The sequence below is a fragment of the Corynebacterium sp. Marseille-P4321 genome (assembly GCF_903645305.1).
Taxonomy (GTDB): Bacteria; Actinomycetota; Actinomycetes; order Mycobacteriales; family Mycobacteriaceae; genus Corynebacterium.
In genome coordinates, this window is record NZ_CAHJXO010000001.1 from 499,154 (window position 1) to 518,614 (window position 19,461).

General features: G+C 64.0%; 20 protein-coding genes and 2 tRNA genes. 18 read left to right on the forward strand and 4 right to left on the reverse strand.

The annotated features are described in order from the left end of the window. Positions 1-7 precede the first annotated feature (7 nt). The 6 genes from HWX32_RS02075 (at position 8) to HWX32_RS02100 (ending at position 2,299) form a co-directional block, all read left to right on the forward strand. Positions 8-80, forward strand: a tRNA-Ala gene (locus HWX32_RS02075). A 39-nt stretch (positions 81-119) separates the two neighbouring features. Continuing rightward, a tRNA-Ala gene (locus HWX32_RS02080) sits at positions 120-195 on the forward strand. 29 nt (positions 196-224) lie between these two features. Next, positions 225-686: a methylated-DNA--[protein]-cysteine S-methyltransferase gene (locus tag HWX32_RS02085; RefSeq protein ID WP_175934538.1), complete on the forward strand. Its 462-nt coding sequence runs from the start codon at positions 225-227 to the stop codon at positions 684-686. After that, complete coding sequence (locus tag HWX32_RS02090) at positions 679-1,437, forward strand: fructosamine kinase family protein (protein ID WP_175934539.1); 759 nt, start codon at positions 679-681, stop codon at positions 1,435-1,437. Before HWX32_RS02085 ends, HWX32_RS02090 begins: the two co-directional genes overlap by 8 nt. A 69-nt stretch (positions 1,438-1,506) precedes the next feature. Further along, on the forward strand, positions 1,507-1,893 hold the full coding sequence (locus HWX32_RS02095) for a type II toxin-antitoxin system Phd/YefM family antitoxin (protein WP_175934540.1): 387 nt from the start codon (positions 1,507-1,509) through the stop codon (positions 1,891-1,893). Then, positions 1,886-2,299, forward strand: a complete 414-nt coding sequence (locus HWX32_RS02100; protein ID WP_254868222.1) for a PIN domain-containing protein — start codon at positions 1,886-1,888, stop codon at positions 2,297-2,299. The genes HWX32_RS02095 and HWX32_RS02100 overlap by 8 nt, the downstream gene beginning before the upstream one ends. On the opposite strand, the gene nadE is transcribed toward HWX32_RS02100, so the two are convergent. Beyond that, the gene (gene nadE / locus HWX32_RS02105; protein ID WP_175934542.1) at positions 2,296-3,120 is read right to left on the reverse strand and encodes an ammonia-dependent NAD(+) synthetase; all 825 of its coding nucleotides are present in this window, start codon (positions 3,118-3,120) and stop codon (positions 2,296-2,298) included. The two genes, HWX32_RS02100 and nadE, sit on opposite strands and share 4 nt — an antisense overlap. 35 nt (positions 3,121-3,155) lie before the next feature. On the opposite strand from nadE, the gene HWX32_RS02110 reads away from it, so the two are divergent. The 5 genes from HWX32_RS02110 to nrdE all read left to right on the forward strand — a co-directional run bounded on the left by HWX32_RS02110 (position 3,156) and on the right by nrdE (position 8,286). Next, on the forward strand, positions 3,156-4,526 hold the full coding sequence (locus HWX32_RS02110; protein ID WP_175934543.1) for a sugar porter family MFS transporter: 1,371 nt from the start codon (positions 3,156-3,158) through the stop codon (positions 4,524-4,526). Positions 4,527-4,666: 140 nt separating this feature from the next. Then, positions 4,667-4,789 (forward strand): type B 50S ribosomal protein L36, encoded by a 123-nt coding sequence (gene ykgO / locus HWX32_RS02115; protein ID WP_005288826.1) that lies wholly within the window; start codon positions 4,667-4,669, stop codon positions 4,787-4,789. Positions 4,790-5,266: 477 nt separating this feature from the next. Beyond that, the gene (gene nrdH, locus HWX32_RS02120; protein ID WP_075466344.1) at positions 5,267-5,494 is read left to right on the forward strand and encodes a glutaredoxin-like protein NrdH; all 228 of its coding nucleotides are present in this window, start codon (positions 5,267-5,269) and stop codon (positions 5,492-5,494) included. Positions 5,495-5,597: 103 nt separating this feature from the next. Further along, on the forward strand, positions 5,598-6,119 hold the full coding sequence (gene nrdI / locus HWX32_RS02125; protein ID WP_175934544.1) for a class Ib ribonucleoside-diphosphate reductase assembly flavoprotein NrdI: 522 nt from the start codon (positions 5,598-5,600) through the stop codon (positions 6,117-6,119). 1 nt (position 6,120) lies between these two features. After that, positions 6,121-8,286, forward strand: coding sequence for a class 1b ribonucleoside-diphosphate reductase subunit alpha (gene nrdE, locus HWX32_RS02130; protein ID WP_175934545.1), 2,166 nt, complete (start codon positions 6,121-6,123; stop codon positions 8,284-8,286). A 78-nt stretch (positions 8,287-8,364) separates the two neighbouring features. Here nrdE and HWX32_RS02135 read toward each other — a convergent pair whose 3' ends face one another. Next, positions 8,365-9,078 (reverse strand): FadR/GntR family transcriptional regulator, encoded by a 714-nt coding sequence (locus tag HWX32_RS02135; protein WP_175934546.1) that lies wholly within the window; start codon positions 9,076-9,078, stop codon positions 8,365-8,367. A 152-nt stretch (positions 9,079-9,230) separates the two neighbouring features. Between HWX32_RS02135 and nrdF the strand changes: the two genes are divergently transcribed. The 3 genes from nrdF (at position 9,231) to HWX32_RS02150 (ending at position 13,208) form a co-directional block, all read left to right on the forward strand. After that, positions 9,231-10,229: a class 1b ribonucleoside-diphosphate reductase subunit beta gene (gene nrdF / locus HWX32_RS02140; RefSeq protein WP_175934547.1), complete on the forward strand. Its 999-nt coding sequence runs from the start codon at positions 9,231-9,233 to the stop codon at positions 10,227-10,229. A gap of 333 nt (positions 10,230-10,562) precedes the next feature. Then, on the forward strand, positions 10,563-12,329 hold the full coding sequence (ctaD, locus tag HWX32_RS02145; RefSeq protein WP_175934548.1) for a cytochrome c oxidase subunit I: 1,767 nt from the start codon (positions 10,563-10,565) through the stop codon (positions 12,327-12,329). Between the two features lie 165 nt (positions 12,330-12,494). Beyond that, entirely contained in the window at positions 12,495-13,208 is a 714-nt protein-coding gene (locus HWX32_RS02150) for an aminoacyl-tRNA hydrolase (RefSeq protein ID WP_254868223.1), read from the forward strand. Here HWX32_RS02150 and HWX32_RS02155 read toward each other — a convergent pair. Further along, the gene (locus HWX32_RS02155) at positions 13,198-15,228 is read right to left on the reverse strand and encodes an ATP-dependent DNA helicase (RefSeq protein WP_175934549.1); all 2,031 of its coding nucleotides are present in this window, start codon (positions 15,226-15,228) and stop codon (positions 13,198-13,200) included. The two genes, HWX32_RS02150 and HWX32_RS02155, sit on opposite strands and share 11 nt — an antisense overlap. 68 nt (positions 15,229-15,296) lie before the next feature. Continuing rightward, on the reverse strand, positions 15,297-16,655 hold the full coding sequence (locus tag HWX32_RS02160) for a nicotinate phosphoribosyltransferase (RefSeq protein ID WP_217702881.1): 1,359 nt from the start codon (positions 16,653-16,655) through the stop codon (positions 15,297-15,299). A 96-nt stretch (positions 16,656-16,751) separates the two neighbouring features. Here HWX32_RS02160 and clpS point away from each other — a divergent pair, with 96 nt between their 5' ends. From clpS to HWX32_RS02175, 4 genes are read left to right on the forward strand one after another with little or no spacing between them, the layout of a single operon-like run. Continuing rightward, the gene (clpS, locus tag HWX32_RS11135; protein ID WP_075466376.1) at positions 16,752-17,051 is read left to right on the forward strand and encodes an ATP-dependent Clp protease adapter ClpS; all 300 of its coding nucleotides are present in this window, start codon (positions 16,752-16,754) and stop codon (positions 17,049-17,051) included. Positions 17,052-17,065: 14 nt separating this feature from the next. Beyond that, the gene (locus HWX32_RS02165) at positions 17,066-17,605 is read left to right on the forward strand and encodes a DUF2017 domain-containing protein (RefSeq protein ID WP_175934551.1); all 540 of its coding nucleotides are present in this window, start codon (positions 17,066-17,068) and stop codon (positions 17,603-17,605) included. Between the two features lie 22 nt (positions 17,606-17,627). Next, entirely contained in the window at positions 17,628-18,635 is a 1,008-nt protein-coding gene (locus HWX32_RS02170; protein ID WP_175934552.1) for a P1 family peptidase, read from the forward strand. A gap of 12 nt (positions 18,636-18,647) precedes the next feature. Next, a complete protein-coding gene (locus HWX32_RS02175; protein WP_082259714.1) occupies positions 18,648-19,451 on the forward strand; it encodes a rhomboid family intramembrane serine protease in 804 nt (267 codons plus the stop codon). Positions 19,452-19,461 lie beyond the last annotated feature (10 nt).

Below are 19,461 nucleotides of genomic sequence, written 5' to 3' on the forward strand. Positions count from 1 at the left end.
GGCTTTAGGGGCTATGGCGCAGTTGGTAGCGCACCACACTGGCAGTGTGGGGGTCACGGGTTCGAATCCCGTTAGCTCCACTTCATAACTACATATTCGTGTCGCCGCTTTTGGCTCACGGGGCTATGGCGCAGTTGGTAGCGCACCACACTGGCAGTGTGGGGGTCACGGGTTCGAATCCCGTTAGCTCCACCAATTTTTGTCCTCCGCGTACCCTCGGGTAGGTGGAGGATTTCACGTTTGCGCACCATGACACTCCGTTGGGCATCCTGACCAGCGTGTGCTCTCCGGCAGGGTTGGTTCGTGTGGAGTTTTCGCGATTGCTTATCGACGAGGCTTCGCTGGCCGACCACGCCGACGTTGATAAGCAATTGCTCGAATACTTCGCTGGCGAGCGCATGCGGTTTGACCTGCCGCTGGACCTGCCAACTGGCGGATTCCAAGCGGCGGCGCAACGGGCGCTTTTGGACATCCCCTACGGGCGCACCGCGACGTACGCGGAGCTAGCGGCGGCCGCCGGTAACCCGCGTGCGGTGCGCGCCGCAGGCACGGCGTGTGCGAGAAACCCTTTGCCTATCGTCGTGCCTTGCCACCGCGTGGTGCGCACCGACGGGAGCGTGGGCAACTACGCCGGCGGGGCGCGCGCGAAGACATTCCTACTGGATTTGGAGGCGAAACATGGCTGAGTTTGTCAAACACGGAAGCGCGCCAGGCGCCGCGGCCGCGGAGGCTGCCTACCTGCGTTGGCTGGGGGAGGGGTCGGACGCGGTGGTGAAGGTGCTCGCGCTGGACGAAGCGGCGAACACAGTGACCATTGAGCGGGTGGACACGGCAAGGCCCACGCCGCAGGCTGCCAAGGAAGCCGGGCGCGAACTCGCCGCGATCCACGCGATGGGCGCCGTCGCTTTCGGCGCGCCCGCGGACGGTTGGGAGGGCCCGAACTTCATCGGCACCCAGCCCCAGGCGTGCGAACCGAGGCGGCGCTGGGCCGAGTTCTACGTCCAGCAGCGCGTGATGCCGTTCGCCGAAGATGCGGTGGGGCGCGGCAACCTGGACGAAGACGGTCTGGAAACGGTGCGTCGCGCCTGCGAGGCGTTGCTTGAGGAGGACGAGGACGCACCGCTCGCTCGCATCCACGGCGACCTGTGGACGGGCAACCTCATGTTCTCCACCACAGGCCCTCGTTTCATCGACCCGGCGGCACACGGCGGGCACCCGCTCACCGACATCGCCATGCTCGAACTTTTCGGGGCGCCGCATTTGCACGCAATTATCGACGCCTACCTGGACGCCGGCGGGACCTTAGGCGCGGATTGGGAGCGTCGGATCCCCATTCACCAACTGCACCCGCTGGCAGTGCACGCGAAAACACACGGACCGTCCTACGGCTCGGCGCTCGTGCGCGCGGCGGAGGAGACCCTGCGGGTGGTGGGGTAAGGGGTTGACGGAGATCTGAGGGCCCGCTACTCTGCGATGTAATACATGTAATACATCGGGAGGTGTCGCATGGGTGTTGAAGAACGGCTTCGCGAATTGTTGACCGATCATGCTGGTATCGCCACGGTTTCAATGCGTGAGCTGAACCAGAAGACGCGTGCGGTGATTGACCGGGTGATGAAGGAGGGGATTGCATTGACGGTGACGGATAGGGGAAGGCCGATTGCGGAAATTCATCCGGTGAGCCAGAAAACGGGGTTAGACCGGCTCGACGAACTTGGGCTCCTGGAGCAGAGGGGGAAACCATTTGAGGTGGACTGGGAACCCATCCAGCTCGACTTCACTCTGGAAGAATTGCTCGAGAGTGAGCGCGGGGAGGATCGCCTGGAGCGGGTGATGGCGGACCTTCGCGCCCTGGACAGCTCTCGGGTAGACGAGGGGAAGGGAGATGAATAGGGGGAGGCCTGTTGCCTACGTGGACTCGTCGGTACTTATTGCGTCGATCGGCAATGAGTCGTACGGCGAGTGGGCAAGAGGGGTCTTGGCAAGGAAAGAGGCCGTAAGTTCAGCCATCGCCAAAGTGGAACTGGCTCGTTTCGCTCATCGGATGGGGCAGTTGAGCGAACGCCTCCGCTCGGTGATGTCGACCCTCTCGTTCGTGAAAGTGGAAGATCAAGCAATCGCCGCCGCAACAGCGGTCAGTGGTGAAGTGAAGGCACTCGACGCCCTGCACGTGGGAACGTGGGCGCATTTAAAGGCCGTAGGGGTGGAGTGTCCGTTCATTACCCTCGACCGCAAACAGGCGGCAGCGGCCTCACGGGCGGGGGCGACAGTACTGCACCCCTTTGGCGATCTGCGCTAGCGCCACCACGCCTCGTCCGGCCCCGGTGGCAGGTGGCGTTTGTGCTGGCCCACGCGCCAAAGGTGCTCGAGTCGCTGCGCAGCATCGTCTGGCACGGGTTTGCCCTCCAGGTAATCGTCGATGTGGGCGTAGGTGACGCCGAGCGCCTCTTCGTCGGGAAGCGCGGGGCGGTCCTCTTCCAGGTCCGCGGTGGGTACCTTCTCCCACAGGCGGGGTTCGGCCCCGAGGTGTTCCAGCAGCGCCGCGCCCTGGCGCTTGTTCAGACCCGCCAGTGGCAGCAGGTCTGCGGCTCCGTCGCCGTGCTTGGTGAAGAACCCGGTGACATTTTCCGCCGCGTGGTCGGTGCCCACCACTAAAAGGCCCCTCTCGCCGGCGATGGCGTACTGCGCGATCATGCGCATCCGGGCCTTGACGTTGCCCTTGTTGAAGTCCCCCAGGCCGCTTACCCCAAGCGCCCCAGCCACCGCGTTCGCCATCGCGGTGGTGGCGGGCTCGATATCTACTGTCACCGTCTCGTCGGGCTGGATGAACTGCAACGCTGCCTGGGCGTCATCTTCGTCCGCCTGCACGCCGTGAGGCAGGCGGACCGCCACGAACGCGGCGTCTTCGCCAGCCGCACGGCGCTGTTCCACGGCGAGCTGCGCCAACCGGCCCGCCAGTGTGGAGTCCTGCCCGCCGGAAATCCCCAGCACATACCCCTTCGTGCCGGTGGCTTCGAGGTACTGCGCTAAGAAGTCCACACGGCGTTCAATCTCCGCGCCGGGGTCGATGGTGGGCTTGACTCCTAGGGCATCGATGATCTCGGACTGCGTGGTGTTCATGGCGTTTATCGTAGTTCGGGGGCATATTAGGTGCCATGACACAATCACGCGCACGCGGCAACGAGGGCAGCACCAGCTACGCCCGCACCGTCGCCGCGGTGGCCGCCTTAGGCGGTTTTCTTTTCGGCTACGACACGGGCGTGATGAGCGGCGCGCTGCTGTTCGTGGGGCCAGAGTTCGATATGACTCCCGCACAGGAGGGCACCGTCACAGCGATGCTGCTCGTCGGCGCCGCCATCGGCGCGCTCACCGGCGGCGCAGTGGCGGACGCGCTGGGGCGCAGGCGCACCCTCATCGTCGGCGGCGCGATCTTCGTGCTGGGATCGGTGTGGTGCGCCCTCGCTGGCGCGCCGGGCTCGCTTACCGCCGCCCGCTTCTTCCTCGGTCTCGCGGTGGGCGCGGTGTCCATCGTCACCCCGATGTACCTCAGTGAGATGGCGCCGTCGAATATCCGCGGCAAGCTCGTTTCGCTGAACACACTGATGATCGTGGTGGGGCAGTTGTGCGCCTACCTGGTCAACTCGGCACTGGCCAGCACGGGCAGCTGGCGCTGGATGCTGGGGCTCGCCGCGGTGCCGGGCGTCGCGCTTGCGTTGGGGATGTGCTTCCTGCCGGAAACACCGCTGTGGCTCGCCCGCGGCGGGAAACACGCCGACGCCGCACGTGTTGCGTCCCGGGTAGGGGTCTCGCGCGAAGAGCTCGACGCAACCTGGGCGCAGGACGCGAAGCTGCGCAGCACACGCGGCCAGGAGTGGAGGGCATTGAAGGCCAACCGGTGGCTGCAAATCACTGTGCTCATCGCCGCAGCCCTGGGGGTGACGCAGCAGATCACCGGCGTCAACGCGATCGTCTACTTCGCACCCACGATGATGTCCCAGGTGGGCATGCCCACGGAGAACGCCATCTACACCTCGATTGTCATCGGAGTGTTTTCCGTGGTGGCCTGCTGGGTGGGCCTGCAGATCATCGACCGCGTGGGCCGCAAACGGCTGCTGCTCATCGGCCTCGTCCTCAACGTCGTCTTCCTCACCCTGCTGTCCGTGATCTACCGCGCCGCGGAGAACGACCCGGCCTACGCCTGGGCGGCGCTTGCGTGCATGGCGGCGTTCATCGCATCGCAGCAGGCGGCGGTGTCGCCCACGACGTGGCTGCTTATCTCGGAGCTAGTCCCGGCGCAAGTGCGCGGTCTCGGCATGGGCCTCGCGGGGCTCGCGTTGTGGGTGGCCAACTGGGCGGTGGCGCAATTCTTCTTGCCGTTAGTTTCCGCGCTTTCTGCTGCGACAACGTTCCTCATCTTTGTACTGATGGGGATTCTGGCGGCCGGTTTCGTGGCGGTCTTCGTCCCGGAGACGAAGCGTCGCAGCCTCGCGGATGTGGCTGGCGAAATGGAGCGGCGCTACCACTAGCGCCAGGTATTTCGGCTGCGGCGAAGACCGGGGGTTTGGTCCCGGGGGCGGGAAACTGTAACATGTATCGACGTGTCGCGACCCGGCCACCGGCCGCGTGTCGCCTATGCAGGTAAACCCCGAGCAGAAAGGAGCGCCCGATGAAGGTCCGCAAGTCGCTTCGGTCGCTGAAGAACAAGCCGGGCGCCCAGGTTGTGCGTCGCCACGGCAAGGTCTACGTGATCAACAAGAAGGATCCGCGCTTCAAGGCCCGCCAGGGCTAGTCGCTAGCGCGGCATCTTAGGAAAACCCGTCACCGCGGGAGGAGTTGTCCTCCCACGGTGGCGGGTTTTCTTCTGCCCGGGAGGATGCGGGGGCACCGAGGGCGTTGCAGAAATCGGGATTTCGGTCCAGTTTTGGCCGTTTTCGGGCCGAAAATCCCGATTTGTGCAATCGGGGCCGGTGCTGCCCGAACCCTGGCCGCCGAGAAACCACAGGCCGGCGACTGAGCCCGCCCACAGATCTGAATTTTTCCGGTGAATTACACCGATGTTGCGCCGCGGCTTTGTAGTCGAGTGCCATATGCGGACTACATGTAGGTAATTTCCTGTACCTTACCTGGGATAACACCGTTGTAACTACTACATGTAGTAGTGGTTGCCGATATTTCCCCCAAGGTATAGTGTCTTCTCGTGTAACACCGATGTAAGTCGGTCACCGGGCAGGGCACCGGGGACGAGTAGAGAAAGAGCGCAGAGGATATGTCGATCACCGTTTACAGCAAGCCGGCGTGCATGCAGTGCAAGGCCACCGAGAAGGCACTGACCAAGGCGGGGCTGGAGTTCACCACCGTGGACATCTCCATCGACGAAGAGGCCCGCGATTACGTGATGGCCCTCGGCTACGTGCAGGCCCCGGTTGTTGAAGTCGACGGTGAGCACTGGTCCGGCTTCCGCCCGGACCGCATCCGTGGCCTGAAGGCAGCGTAACCGGAGCGACAGGCCCTCAAACCCAGCTGTTTGCACTCAGCTCATCCCCGAAAAACGGGGAATAGCTGAGTGCAGGTAGCTGGGTTTAGTAGAGGGGGAGGCAATGCTGGTCTACTTCTCATCCGCCACGGAGAACACGAAGCGGTTCGTGGAAAAGGTTGGTCTGCCGGCGCGGCGTATTCCGTTGTTGCGCAGTGAGGAGCCTTTGCTTATCGACGAGCCCTACGTCCTCGTCTGCCCCACCTACGGCGGCGGCGTGTCGGTGTCCGGCGGGAACTCCAAGCCGGTGCCGCCGCAGGTGATCCGATTTCTGAACAACGAGCACAACCGGGGCCTGATCCGCGGAGTGATCGCCGCCGGCAACTCGAACTTCGGGGCGGATTATTGCAAGGCGGGGGAAACCATCGCGGCGAAGTGCAAGGTGCCCTACCTGTACCGATTCGAGTTGATGGGTTCGGCCGAGGACGTGCAGCGGGTGCGCTCGCAGCTCATAGCCAATGCGGAAGCGCTAGGGTTGGACGGGTTGGACCCTGGGGACGTCGAGAAGCAAAAAGCCCCTGATGAGAACGCCGAGCGGCTAGCTCGGCTGCGTAAAAAGTACGAGAACAAATATAAAGGACGCTAACGTGACCTCTCAGACCTTAGGTAAAAACGTGCCGGAGCCGGTCAACGAGCACGACCAGCTGGACTACCACGCGCTCAACGCGCTGCTTAACCTGTACGACGACAACGGGCAGATCCAGTTCGACAAAGACCGCGAGGCGGCGAACCAGTTCTTCCTCCAGCACGTCAACCAGAACACCGTCTACTTCCACGACCTGGAAGAAAAGATGAACTACCTGGTGGAAAACAAGTACTACGAGCCGGAGACGATTGAGAAGTACGACTGGGACTTTGTGAAGTCCACGTTCAAGCGCGCCTACTCCTACAAGTTCCGCTTCCAGTCCTTCCTCGGCGCGTACAAGTACTACACGTCCTACACGCTGAAGACGTTTGATGGGCGCCGCTACCTCGAGCGCTTCGAGGACCGCGTGTCCATGACCGCGCTCTTTTTGGCGGGCGGCGACGAGGATCTGGCCACCGCACTGGTCGACGAGATCATGACCGGCCGCTTCCAGCCAGCCACCCCGACGTTTTTGAACGCCGGCAAGGCGCAGCGCGGCGAGCTCGTGTCCTGCTTCCTGCTGCGTGTGGAAGACAACATGGAGTCCATCGGGCGCGCGATTAACTCCTCGCTGCAGCTGTCCAAGCGCGGCGGCGGCGTGGCGCTGCTGCTTTCCAACATCCGTGAATCCGGTGCGCCGATTAAGCACATCGAGAACCAGTCCTCCGGTGTGATCCCCGTGATGAAGTTGCTCGAGGACTCTTTCTCCTACGCCAACCAGCTCGGCGCGCGCCAGGGCGCGGGAGCGGTGTACCTCAACGCCCACCACCCGGACATCATGCGCTTTTTGGACACGAAGCGTGAGAACGCGGACGAGAAGATCCGCATCAAGACGCTTTCGCTCGGCGTGGTCATCCCGGACATCACATTCGAGCTGGCGAAGCGCAACGACGATATGTACTTGTTCTCCCCGTACGACGTGGAGCGCGTCTACGGTGTGCCGTTCGCCGACATCTCTATTACGGAGAAGTACGAGGAGATGGTGGAGGACCCGCGCATCCGCAAGTCCAAGATCAAGGCGCGCCAGTTCTTCCAGACGATTGCGGAGATCCAGTTCGAGTCCGGCTACCCCTACATCCTGTTCGAGGACACGGCGAACCGCGCGAACCCGGTGAAGACGGGCCGGATCAACATGTCCAACCTGTGCTCGGAGATTCTGCAGGTCAACTCGCCGTCTGTGCTGAACGAGGATCTGACCTATGACACCGTCGGCCACGACATTTCCTGCAACCTGGGGTCGATGAACGTGGCGATGGCGATGGATTCGGACAATTTCGCCCGCACGGTGGAGACCGCGATCCGTGGCCTCACGGCTGTGGCGGACTCGACGTCCATCGACTCGGTGCCACCGGTGCGCGAGGGCAATAACGCTTCCCACGCGATCGGCCTGGGCCAGATGAACCTGCACGGCTACCTGGGCCGCGAGCACATCCAATACGGCTCGGAGGAGGGCCTTGACTTCACCAACGCGTACTTCGCTGCGGTGATGTACCAGGCCATCCGCGCGTCCCACGCCATTGCGGTGGAGAAGGGCGAGGCATTCGAGGACTTCGCCGAGTCTGAGTACGCGACAGGGGAGTTCTTCGACCGTTACGACCCGGCGGATTTCCAGCCGAAGACGGAGAAGGTGCGCGCACTGTTCGACGCGAACGACATCGCGGTTCCTACCGCCGAGGAGTGGGCGCAGCTGAAGGCCGACGTTGCGCGCGACGGCATTTATAACCGTTACCTGCAGGCTGTGCCGCCGACCGGTTCGATTTCCTACATCAACAATTCGACGTCCTCGATCCACCCGATTGCTTCGAAGATTGAGATCCGCAAGGAAGGCAAGATCGGCCGCGTTTACTACCCGGCGCCGCACATGGACAACGAGAACATCGAGTATTTCCAGGACGCGTACGAGATCGGCTTCGAGAAGATCATCGATACCTACGCTGTGGCCACGAAGTACGTCGACCAGGGCCTGTCGCTGACGTTGTTCTTCAAGGATTCGGTGACCACCCGCGACATCAACAGGGCCCAGATCTACGCGTGGCGCAAGGGCATCAAGACGCTGTACTACATCCGCCTGCGTCAGATGGCGCTGGAAGGCACGGAGATTGAGGGCTGCGTGTCCTGCATGCTCTAAGGAGCAATTGCTTGACGACGAGGGCGTGTCCGGCGGGCACGCCCTTTCTCGTATGAGTGGCCCGGCTTGAGTGCGGGCCTACATCTCCACGAAGTCGTTGACGCCGGTGAGTAGGCTTCGCGACGTCTCCTCGGCGGTGCGGCCGTCGCCTTGGGCGATGGCTTCCGCGAGGTTGATGTGCAGGCGCATGGTTTCCATGGACATCTTTTCCGGCAGCATGCCGTAGGTGGTGCGCCCATGCATCATGTCGATGATTGGCGCGGCCAGGCGGCTGAACATCTCGTTGCGGGATGCCTGCAGGATGAGTGCGTGGAAGGTGGTGTCCGCCTCGAGGAACGGCTCGGTGTAGCCCGCTCCTTCGTCGGCAAGTTGTACGATTGTTTCGGCAAGTTCCTTGAGCTGCGTCGCTTGATCCGGGGTGGCGTTGGCGGCGGCGAGGCGGGCGGCGGCTGGCTCGATCGCGTCGCGAAGCTCGCGCAGTGATGCGATTTGCGCCTCGCGCTGGTTCTCGCTGTGCAACCGCCAGGAGATTACGGAGTGATCGAAGACGTCCCACTCGCTCAGCGGCAGTACCTTCAGTCCGACGCGGCGCGATGAGGAGACCAGGCCGAGCTGCTCGAGCGCGCGCATAGCTTCGCGCGCCACGGTGCGGGAGATGCTGAAGCGCTCAGAAATGTCGTGCAGGGTGAAGGTGTAACCGACGGGTTGCGCGCCGGAGACAATCTCCATTCCAAGCGTGTCCAGGACGGACGACAGCAGCGTTTGGGACGATTTCTCCCGGCTCGCGGCCACGAATCTCACCTCAGTTATAAACGACCGATAAAACTTGAATGCGCGTATATATTAGTCGATCAATTTTGGTGCGTAACAACTTTGGTGTGTCCTTTTGGGGAAATTTGGCGGTTACTCGGCTGCGCGGGCGGGGGCTTGACGTGGGAAGTAGGATGGTCGCCATGAATGAGGATTACGAGCGCTACGTTGAGGCCCACACTCGGCCGGTGAAAGCGATTAACTGGAACGAGATCCCCGACGATAAGGACCTCGAGGTGTGGGAGCGCTTGACCGGCAACTTCTGGCTGCCGGAAAAGATCCCCGTGTCCAACGACATCCAGAGCTGGAACACGCTTAACGACGACGAGCGGACGGCGACCATGCGAGTGTTCACCGGCCTGACGCTGCTGGACACCATCCAGGGCACCGTCGGTGCGGTCTCGCTTCTGCCGGACGCGCGCACCCTCCACGAAGAGGCCGTGCTGACCAACATTGCGTTCATGGAGTCGGTGCATGCGAAGAGCTACTCCAACATCTTCATGACGCTGGCGGACACCCCGGCTATCAACGACGCCTTCCGTTGGTCGGAGGAGAACGAGTACCTGCAGCGCAAGGCAAAGATCATTCTCAGCTACTACGAGGGCGAAGACCCGCTGAAGAAGAAGATCGCCTCCGTGATGCTGGAGTCTTTCCTCTTCTACTCCGGCTTCTATCTTCCGTTGAACTGGTCGGTGCACTCGAAGCTGACCAACACTGCCGACATCATCCGTCTGATTATCCGCGACGAGGCGGTGCACGGCTACTACATCGGCTACAAGTACCAGGTGGCACTGCGCGACGAAACGCCGGAGCGCCGCGAGGAACTGAAGGATTACGCCTTCGACCTGCTGTACGACCTGTACGAAAACGAGAACCAGTACACCGAGGACATCTACGACGCGCTCGGCTGGACCGAGGACGTGAAGCGCTTCCTGCGTTATAACGCGAATAAGGCGCTAAACAATCTGGGCTACGAGGGCCTGTTCCCCGCTGACGAGACGAAGGTGTCGCCGGCGATCCTGGCGTCCCTGTCGCCGAACGCGGATGAGAACCACGACTTCTTCTCCGGCTCCGGTTCCTCCTACGTCATTGGTCGTGCGGAGGACACCCAGGACGACGACTGGGACTTCTAGCACCAACTCCGGACGCCACTGAGGACGTCGAGCCTAGTACGCCGAGTCCGGTCCGCCGATTTCACCGCCCAAAACGCGTGAACTCGGCGTGCCGGATTCGGCGTTCTGCTGTTCGGAGGGCGGAAAATATCACCAAATTGGGGGTTCGACCCCGCTCGGGGGGAGTATTGCGCGGACCGTGTGCAGGGGGCTTAATCTCGTACCTGTAGTCGAGCTGCAAAAGCTGGCTATTTAATGAACCGATAGTTATGATTATCCGGTATCACTCGTGGCAACTGGGCTCTCAGTGCGCTTTCGCGCCGGTGGCACAGTCGCTTTAGTCAGGAGGATCGTATGACCGCTGTGGCACCTAGGCTGGACAATTACGTCCCGCCGACCCGCCCGGAGCCGACGGGCAACGCCCGTAAAGGCTCCAAGATTTACAAGCAAATCACCACGACCGACCACAAAGAACTGGGCATCATGTACATCATCATGTCCTTCATCTGGTTCTTTGTGGCCGGCCTGATGGCGCTGCTCATCCGCGCTGAGCTGTTCAGCCCGGGCCTGCAGTTCCTGTCCAACGAGCAGTTCAACCAGCTGTTCACCATGCACGGCACGGTGATGCTCCTGGCGTTCGGTACGCCGATTGTCTGGGGCTTCGCCAACTACGTGCTGCCGCTGCAGATCGGCGCGCCGGACGTGGCTTTCCCGCGTCTGAACGCGTTCGGTTTCTGGGTGACCACCGTGGGTGTCGTCGCGATGCTCGCCGGCTTCCTCACCCCGGGCGGCGCGGCCGACTTCGGTTGGACCATGTACATGCCGCTGGCTGATGCGGTTCACACCCCGTCCGTCTCCGCCAACCTCTGGGTTGTCGGTGTGGGCGCTACCGGTGTGGGCACCATCGCTTCCGCGGTCAACATGATCACCACCGTGCTCACGATGCGCGCTCCGGGTATGACGATGTTCCGCATGCCGGTGTTCACCTGGACGGTCTTCGTCACCTCGATCATCGTTCTGATGATCTTCCCGCTGCTGACCGCAGCTGCTATGGGTGTCCTCTACGACCGCCTCATCGGCGGCCACATCTACGATTCCGCGAACGGCGGCGCCATCTTGTGGCAGCACCTGTTCTGGTTCTTCGGCCACCCCGAGGTGTACGTCCTCGCACTGCCGTTCTTCGGCGTGATCTCTGAGATCGTCCCGGTGTTCTCCCGTAAGCCGGTCTTCGGCTACATTGGCCTGGTCTTCGCAACCCTGGCTATTGCGGGCCTGTCCATGGCTGTGTGGGCACACCACATGTTCGCCACCGGTGCGATCCTGCTGCCGTTCTTCTCCTTCATGACCTTCCTGATTTCGGTGCCGACCGGTGTGAAGTTCTTCAACTGGCTGGGCACGATGTGGAACGGCCACCTCACGTTCGAGACCCCGATGCTTTGGGCCGTGGGCTTCCTGTTCACCTTCCTCTTCGGTGGTCTGACCGGCATCATGCTGGCGTCCCCGCCGCTGGACTTCCACCTGCACGACTCCTACTTCGTGGTCGCGCACTTCCACTACACCCTGTTCGGTACCGTGGTGTTCGCCTCCACCGCAGGTGTGTACTTCTGGTTCCCGAAGATGACCGGCCGCATGCTGGACGAGAAGCTGGGCAAGATCCACTTCTGGCTTGTGGTGATCGGCTTCAACATGACCTTCCTGGTCCAGCACTGGCTGGGCAACATGGGCATGCCGCGCCGCTACGCCGACTACCTGGACACCGACGGCTTCACGCTGCTGAACCAGATCTCCACGGTTGGCGCGTTCATCCTGGGTATCGGCTTCCTGCCGTTCATCTGGAACGTGTTCAAGTCCTGGCGCTACGGCGAGATCGTCACTGTGGACGATCCGTGGGGCTACGGCAACTCGCTCGAGTGGGCAACCTCCTGCCCGCCGCCGCGCCACAACTTCACCTCCCTGCCGCGTATCCGCTCCGAGCGCCCGGCGTTCGAGCTGCACTACCCGCACATGGTGGAGACCCTGCGCCGCGAGGCGCACACCGGACACAACGATTCGGGCCCGGCCACCGGCGCCACGCACGAGCTGTCCGCGTCCGAGGGCATGGCAACCACTTCCGCGAAGTAGCGTCGCTTTAACCTCCTGACACAAACCCCCGCCCCGGCGGGGGTTTTGTTATGCCCGGGCAAGCGACCGTATTCCGGCCGTTGCAGAAATCGGGATTTTTGCCGTTTTCGGGCCAGTTTTGGGCCCGAATCCACGATTCGTGCAACGCGGAGTAGCGTGGCCCGAGTGAATGACATCCAGCGCGCGCACGCCTTGCTGCAACACCGCGTCGGAGGCGAGTACCGCGGGCATACCGAGAACCCTGGTGATCCGTCGACCGTCCAGGCCATGCAGTTGGCCATCAACCTGCCCAAGCAAGATCCGCCGAGCCGGAACAAGGTGCTTAACGACGCCGCCCGGGCCGCAGTGGCCGTCTGCCTCGACGAGCGGGCGGGGCAAGAAGGCTTCTGGAGGGATCGGTTGGAGGCGTGGTACTCGCATCGCATCCGTAAGGTGGCGCGCAGGGCCCGGAACAAGGCGTGGGACGACGTGCAGGCACTCCCCGGAGTCACCGTGGAGAGCGTGCGCGCGTTCGTGCCTTCCCCGGTAGATGATGTGCCACACGAAATTGCGAAGCTGCAGATCAAGGGGACCGACCTGGAGGCCGGAGAGGTGCTCCCGATCGATGAGGAAGCACCTACAATCTACGTCGATGTGCGGCTGGGTATGACGCTAGGGAAGGCGGCCGCGCAGGTGGGACACGCGTCGATGCTGCTTGCTGCTGCGATGGAACCCGATTGGGTCGAGCAGTGGGCAATGGACGGATTCAGGCTGAACGTGCGCGAGGTGGGCGGAGAGGCGTTCGGGGCCGCAATTCGCCATGAAGATTCCGTGCCGGTGCAGGACTCCGGGTTTACGGAAGTGGCGCCGGGGTCCATCACCGTAGTGGCTATCCCTTAGCCACGAGACGCTTCAACGCGCCGCGGACGACTGCGGGGTCCGTGGTTTCCCAGAACGGGGGCAAGCTGCGTCGAAGATAAGTGCCGTAGCGTTTCGTGGAAAGGCGGTTATCCAGTACTGCGACCACGCCGCGGTCGGTGGTGGAGCGCAGCAGCCGGCCCGCGCCCTGGGCCATCAGCAGGGCCGCGTGGTTGGCGGAGACTTCCATGAATCCGGATCGGCCGGCGGCGTCTGCGGCGTTGGCGCGGGCCTGCATCAGGGGGTCGTCAGGGCGGGGGAAGGGGATGCGGTCGATCAAAACCAGGGAGCAGGCGCTGCCCGGCACGTCCACGCCCTGCCACAGGGTGAGGGTGCCAAACAGGCAGGAGTTCTCGTTCTTTGAGAACTCGTCGACGAGCACACCGGTGGAGTCCTCGCCCTGGAGCAGGATGTCGAAGGGGAGGCGCTCTCGCATCGCCTCTGCGGCCTGCGTGGCGGCGCGTTTGGAGGAAAACAACCCCAGGGTGCGCCCGCCGGCGGCGGTGATGAGCTCGGCGATCTCGTCGAGGGTTTCGGCGGCGAGACCGTCGCGGCCAGGTGTGGGCAAATGGCGCGCGCAATAGAGGATGCCGGCTTTGCGGGGGTCGAAGGGTGTGCCGGCATCGAGTCCGTCCCAGCTGCCCTCGGGAAGGCCCCAGTTCGCGGCCATCGCGTTGAAGTTGCCGCCCAGTGCCAAGGTTGCGGAGGTAAGCACCACCGTGGAGTCGCCGAACAGCTGGTCATGTAAGAGGCCTGCGACCGAAAGCGGAGCGACCGCCACGGAATCGCCCCAGCGGTCGTGCCGGTCGAGCCAGACGACGTCGGTGTGCTTCGCCGGGTCGCCCTCGTCGAAGACGGTGAGGATGCGCACCACCGCGTCGTGGAGGTCCTCCAGGTGGTTCCTCAGGTTCGTGCGCTCGGCGAAGCGCTCCGGGTCATTATCGGCTTCGCCTTCCGGCGCGTCCGAGATGGTCGCGCGTGTCTTCCACAACGCGTCGCGCAGGGCGACGAAGGCACCGCGTGCGGGCTCTGAGATTGTCTCCCAACGGCCGGGTGGCTCGAGCTCCAGCGCGACGGTGAAATCGTCGATAACGTCCTCGAGCGTTTCTTTCTTCGCGCCGAGTTTCTCCGCCCGTTTCGCGGCCATGGAAAGCGAGCGCTTGGAAATGCCGTTTGTGGCCACTGAGGTCACCCGGCCGTCAAGTTCGTGGGCCTCGTCGATAATCACGGCGTCGTGGGCGGGGAGCACGTCTACTTCCGAAAGCGCGTCGATGGCCAGCAGCGCGTGGTTGGTCACCACGATGTCGACGTCCTTCGTCTTCTCGCGCGCAAGCTCGGCGAAGCAGTCCTCGCCGTGCGGGCAGCGCGTCGCTCCCAGGCACTCACGCGAGGACACCGATACCTGTGCCCACGCCTGGTCGCTCACGCCGGGGACTAAGTCGTCCCGGTCGCCGGTTTCGGTTTCCTGGGCCCACTCGTTGACGCGCTTGACTTGGCGGCCCAGCCAGGAGATGTCGTCTTCTTCGATGAGGGCGTCGGGCACTTCAGCGTCGATAAGCAACTTGTGCAAGCACACGTAGTTGTTGCGGCCCTTTTGAATGGCGAACGTGGGGCGCTGCGGCAACAGTGGCTCCAACGCGTCGGCGAGACGCGGCAGGTCGCGCTCGACGAGCTGGCGCTGCAGCGCGATCGTGGCGGTGGAAACCACCACCGTGGTGTCGTTGAGTTGCGCGTGGCGGATTGCCGGGACGAGGTAGGCGAGCGACTTGCCCGTGCCTGTTCCGGCCTGGACCGCGAGGTGACGCTCCGAATCCAGTGCTTTGGTAACCGCATTCGCCATCTTCACCTGGCCCGGGCGCTCCGCGCCGCCGAGCGCCTCAACCGCGGCTGCCAGCAGGTCGCCGGTGGCGTGGCTCAGCAGTTCGTCGCGTGGCGCACGCTCGTTGTCGCGCTTCGTTGCGTCGCCACTAGTCCCAGAGTCGCTTGTGCCGGAGTCGCTCATACCGGGCAAGTCTAGTGAGGGCGCCGACGCGCGACGGAAACCCCTACGCCGAACCCCTACGCCGCCAGTTACTCGGTCGGCTCGGGGAAGCCGATGAAGTGCGTCGGGATGGCCACCTCGCCGCGGGCAAGCGACAGGCCCTCCCACGGCAGGGTCTCGCGGGCCTGGGCGTGCGTGGCGCGGACCTCCTCGATGCCTGGCAGGTCGGAGACGATCTCGCCGTCGCGGATCAGCGGCACCGTAAGCTCGCGGTACTCAAGGTGCGGCTTGCGCGGAACGTCCTGGCCGAGCGGGTGCACGATCTCGGAGACCGCCACGCCGGAGGAGCGGTAGGTGCGCATCGCGGCCTTGCCGCCGCCGTGGGTGATTTTGCCGGAGGAACGCTTCGCCACCGGGGTGCCCTCCACCTCAACCAGCTTGTACACCAAACCCGCGGTGGGGGCGCCGGAACCGGTGACCACGGAGGTGCCCACGCCGAAGCCGTCCACCGGGTCGCCGCGCAGGCCGGCGATGGCGAACTCATCCAGATCGGAGGAGACGATGATCTTGGTGTTGAACGCGCCCGCGTCGTCAAGCTGCTGGCGCACGCGGCGCGACACGATGCCCAAATCGCCCGAGTCGATGCGCACTCCGCCCAGCTCGGTGCCCGCGACCTCGAGCGCGTGCTCGACGCCCTTGGTGATGTCGAAGGTGTCCACCAGCAGCGTGGTGTCCACGCCAAGGGAATCGATCTGCGCCCGGAACGCGGCCTTCTCATCCGGCACGCCGTCCTCGCCGACGTGCAAAAGCGTCCAGGAGTGCGCCGCGGTGCCGGCTGCCGGGATGCCGTAGCGCAGCGACGCCTCCATGTTGGAGGTGGAGGTAAAGCCCGCGATGTAGGCGGCGCGGGCGGCGGACACAGCAGCCTGCTCGTTGGCGCGGCGGGAACCCATCTCCATAATCGGCCGGCCATCGGCGGCGGAAACCATGCGCGAGGCGGCAGACGCCACGGCGGAATCGGCGTTCAGGATGGACAAAAGCACCGTCTCCAAGATGACGCACTCGGCAAACGTGCCGCGCACCGTCATGATGGGGGAGTAGGGGAAATACAGCTCGCCTTCGCGGTAGCCGTCGATCTGGCCGGAGAACTTGAAGTTGCACAGGTACTCGCGTGCCTCGTCCGATAAAAAGTCAGCCACCTTGAGCTGGTCTTCGGTGAAGCGGAACTTCGTAATCGCGTCGAGGACGCGCCTGGTGCCAGCCACAACGCCGTAGCGGCGCTCGTTAGGCAAGCGGCGGCCAAAGACCTCGAAGACGCATTCGCGGTCGGCGGTGCCGTCCTTAATCGCCGCGTCGAGCATTGTCAGCTCGTACATATCGGTGAGGAACGCGGTGGAGCGCTCGGTGTCGGCCACCTGGCAGGGGGCCTGGGTCTGTGTGTCGTTCATGGTGAGCCAGCGTACCCCTTGACCGGAGAAGGTAGGGTGGGGCACATGTTTGGTACAGCCGATTCCCCGATCCGGGCCCGCGCCGCCCGCCCGCAGATGGGTTCGCCGATGGCCACGCCGGAGCTGGACGAGGCGATTGATGTTGAGGTGACCACGAGCGAGAATCTGCCGTGGATGTGCATCGTGTGGGACGACCCGGTGAACCTGATGAGCTACGTCGCCTACGTGTTCCAGACCGTGCTGGGGTACGACCGCAAGCGCGCCAACGAGCTGATGATGCAGGTGCACACCGAGGGCAAAGCCGTCGTTTCCTCCGGCGAGAAAGACAAGGTGGAAACCGACGTGAAGAAGCTGCACACCCACGGCCTGTGGGCCACGATGCAGCAGGCGGGGTAAGGGGAAGAGCTGGGATGCAACCATGGCGCAGGAAGAAGGGGCTGATGCGCGCGAGCGCAAAGTTCACCACCCGCTTCGAGCCGCTTGAGCGGGAGCTGATCGGGGACCTCACGGCGACGGTGTCGGAGGCGCTCATTCAGCGTGCGCAGTCCGCGCCGAAGGATGAGTTCGCGGAGATGCTGGGGGTGTCCACCGGGCACACCGAGCCGCCGCAGGATCCGCGGCTCGCGCGCTTGCTGCCGGATTTCGAGCGGGCGGACGACGAGGAGTTCGAGGGCGATAACGGGCTGTTGCGCTCGCTGCACGAAAACGACATCATCAAGGCAAAGCTGATGAACCTGCAGGTGGTCAACGAGGCGCTCGGCCCCACCGGCGGGGTGGACGTGAGCATCGAGGAGTCCGAGGCGCCGAAGTTCGTCGCCGCGCTCAACGACATGCGCCTGTATGTCTCCGAGGACACCTCCGGAGGCGAGGAAGCGCAGCAGAACCGCCAGCTGCTGCTGGATTGGCTCGCAGGCTGCCAGGATTCGCTGCTGCAGGCAATGACGGATTAAGGGATGGATTAGGGGAGAGCAGTTGCTTATCGACGTCGCCGGCGTCCTCGTCGGGCACACCAACCTGGGCGATACCGGTGTTACCGCGGTGTGCGCGGGGGAGAGCGAAGGGATGCGCGCCGCGGTGGATGTGCGCGGCGGCGGCCCCGGCACGCGCGAGACGGATCTTTTGGAGCCGCACAATACGGTGGAAAAGGTCCACGCCATCATGCTCTGCGGAGGCTCCGCGTTCGGGCTGGCGGCTGCGGATGGGGCGATGCGCGCCATCGCGAAGCGCGGCGGCGGATTTCCGGTGTTCGGCGACTTGGTGTCTAACGGGCCGCGCGTGCCCATCGTCCCGGCCGCGGTGATCTTCGACCTCGCCGTCGGCGACGCAGGCCACTGGCCGGACCAGGAGGACGGGGCAGCGGCCGTGGAGGCCGCGTACGCGCAAGCCGAGGCGGAAAACGCGTCCTCCGGCAACGTCGGCGCTGGCTGTGGCGCTACTGCTGGCGTGCTCAAGGGCGGGTTCGGCCGCGCCAGTGTCAGCGCCGCAGGCTACAACGTTGCCGCGTATGTGGTGGCGAACCCGGTTGGCAACGTGGTGGACCCGGAGACAGGCCTGCTCTACGGCGACTCGTCGCAACCCGCGGTGGACCTAGAGCGGTTCAACCAGCTCCAGCGCCCCATGCCGGGCGGCGCGCCGGGGCACGCCGATTCGGCGCTGAACACCACCATCGGGGTAATTGCCACCGACGCGCCCTTGACGGTCGCCCAGCTCAAACGCCTCGCCATGACCGGCCACGACGGCATCGCGCGGGCCGTGCGCCCGGCGCACTCGCCACTCGACGGTGACACGCTGTTTGCCGTGAGTGTCGGGCGGGATGAAGAGGTGGGGGTGCTCAGCGCAGCCGTCGATAAGCTTGCTGCTCTTGGCGAGGCCGCCGCGCAATGCGTGCAAGCCGCAATCGTGGACGCCGTAACGCACGCGCACACCGCGCACGGCGTGACCGCCTGGCGCGACATCGCCGAAGCTGGCACGCCGGGCTAAACTCGTGCCTCGATGAATAGCAACCACCACACGCCCCCGGGCTGGGGCTACGGCGAGACCGGCCAGCCGGGCTACGGCAAACCGTTCCAGCGCCCGTTCTCACACCCGGAAACCCAGCAGCCCGCGTTCGGCGGACCCGTCAACCCCTACGTCAACACCGGCTCCGGCGCGCCTGAGAAGGTCAGCCGCGCGTCCAAGCGCAAACAACAACGCAACACGGGCCTGCGGTTTGCAATCGGGTACCTGGTGATCATCTGGGCTGTGCACATCATCAGCCTGTTCTCGCCGATCCCGCTGCAATACTTCGGCATCCACCCGCTGGAGCTCGACGGGCTGCTCTACATCTTCACCTCGCCGCTTCTGCACGGCAGCTTCGAGCACCTCATCTCGAACTCGCTGCCCGGCGCGCTGTTTGCCTACCTCATCGGGTACTCAGGCAAGCGTGTGTTCTGGGAGGTGACCATGTTTGTGGTGATCATCGGCGGCCTAGGCACCTGGGTCTTCGGCGGGGTGGGCACGAACCACATCGGCGCCTCCGGCCTGGTGTACGGCTGGCTGACCTACCTTCTGGTGCGCGGCTTTTTCAACCGCTCCGGCCAGCAGATCACGATGGGGCTTGTGCTCGGGTTCATGTACTCCGGCCTGATCTGGGGTGTGCTGCCGGGCACCCCAGGCGTGTCCTGGCAAGCCCACCTGTTCGGCGCCATCGGCGGTTTTGTTGCGGGCATGGTGATTACGTCGGACGACCCGCCGGAGCTCGCCGCGCGAAAGGAAACCAAGCGGCTGGAGAAGGCCCAGCGGAAGCAGGGGCGTTAGCTTGCCAAAG

What these genes read in the sequence shown, in the direction of transcription:
- HWX32_RS02090 (WP_175934539.1), top strand. Translation starts at nt 679, where the DNA reads ATGGCTGAGTTTGTCAAACACGGAAGCGCGCCAGGCGCCGCGGCCGCG.
- HWX32_RS02095 (WP_175934540.1), top strand. Translation starts at nt 1,507, where the DNA reads ATGGGTGTTGAAGAACGGCTTCGCGAATTGTTGACCGATCATGCTGGT.
- HWX32_RS02100 (WP_254868222.1), top strand. Translation starts at nt 1,886, where the DNA reads ATGAATAGGGGGAGGCCTGTTGCCTACGTGGACTCGTCGGTACTTATT.
- nadE (WP_175934542.1), bottom strand. Translation starts at nt 3,120, where the DNA reads ATGAACACCACGCAGTCCGAGATCATCGATGCCCTAGGAGTCAAGCCC.
- HWX32_RS02110 (WP_175934543.1), top strand. Translation starts at nt 3,156, where the DNA reads ATGACACAATCACGCGCACGCGGCAACGAGGGCAGCACCAGCTACGCC.
- ykgO (WP_005288826.1), top strand. Translation starts at nt 4,667, where the DNA reads ATGAAGGTCCGCAAGTCGCTTCGGTCGCTGAAGAACAAGCCGGGCGCC.
- nrdH (WP_075466344.1), top strand. Translation starts at nt 5,267, where the DNA reads ATGTCGATCACCGTTTACAGCAAGCCGGCGTGCATGCAGTGCAAGGCC.
- nrdI (WP_175934544.1), top strand. Translation starts at nt 5,598, where the DNA reads ATGCTGGTCTACTTCTCATCCGCCACGGAGAACACGAAGCGGTTCGTG.
- nrdF (WP_175934547.1), top strand. Translation starts at nt 9,231, where the DNA reads ATGGTCGCCATGAATGAGGATTACGAGCGCTACGTTGAGGCCCACACT.
- ctaD (WP_175934548.1), top strand. Translation starts at nt 10,563, where the DNA reads ATGACCGCTGTGGCACCTAGGCTGGACAATTACGTCCCGCCGACCCGC.
- HWX32_RS02155 (WP_175934549.1), bottom strand. Translation starts at nt 15,228, where the DNA reads ATGAGCGACTCCGGCACAAGCGACTCTGGGACTAGTGGCGACGCAACG.
- HWX32_RS02160 (WP_217702881.1), bottom strand. Translation starts at nt 16,655, where the DNA reads ATGAACGACACACAGACCCAGGCCCCCTGCCAGGTGGCCGACACCGAG.
- clpS (WP_075466376.1), top strand. Translation starts at nt 16,752, where the DNA reads ATGGGTTCGCCGATGGCCACGCCGGAGCTGGACGAGGCGATTGATGTT.
- HWX32_RS02165 (WP_175934551.1), top strand. Translation starts at nt 17,066, where the DNA reads ATGCAACCATGGCGCAGGAAGAAGGGGCTGATGCGCGCGAGCGCAAAG.
- HWX32_RS02175 (WP_082259714.1), top strand. Translation starts at nt 18,648, where the DNA reads ATGAATAGCAACCACCACACGCCCCCGGGCTGGGGCTACGGCGAGACC.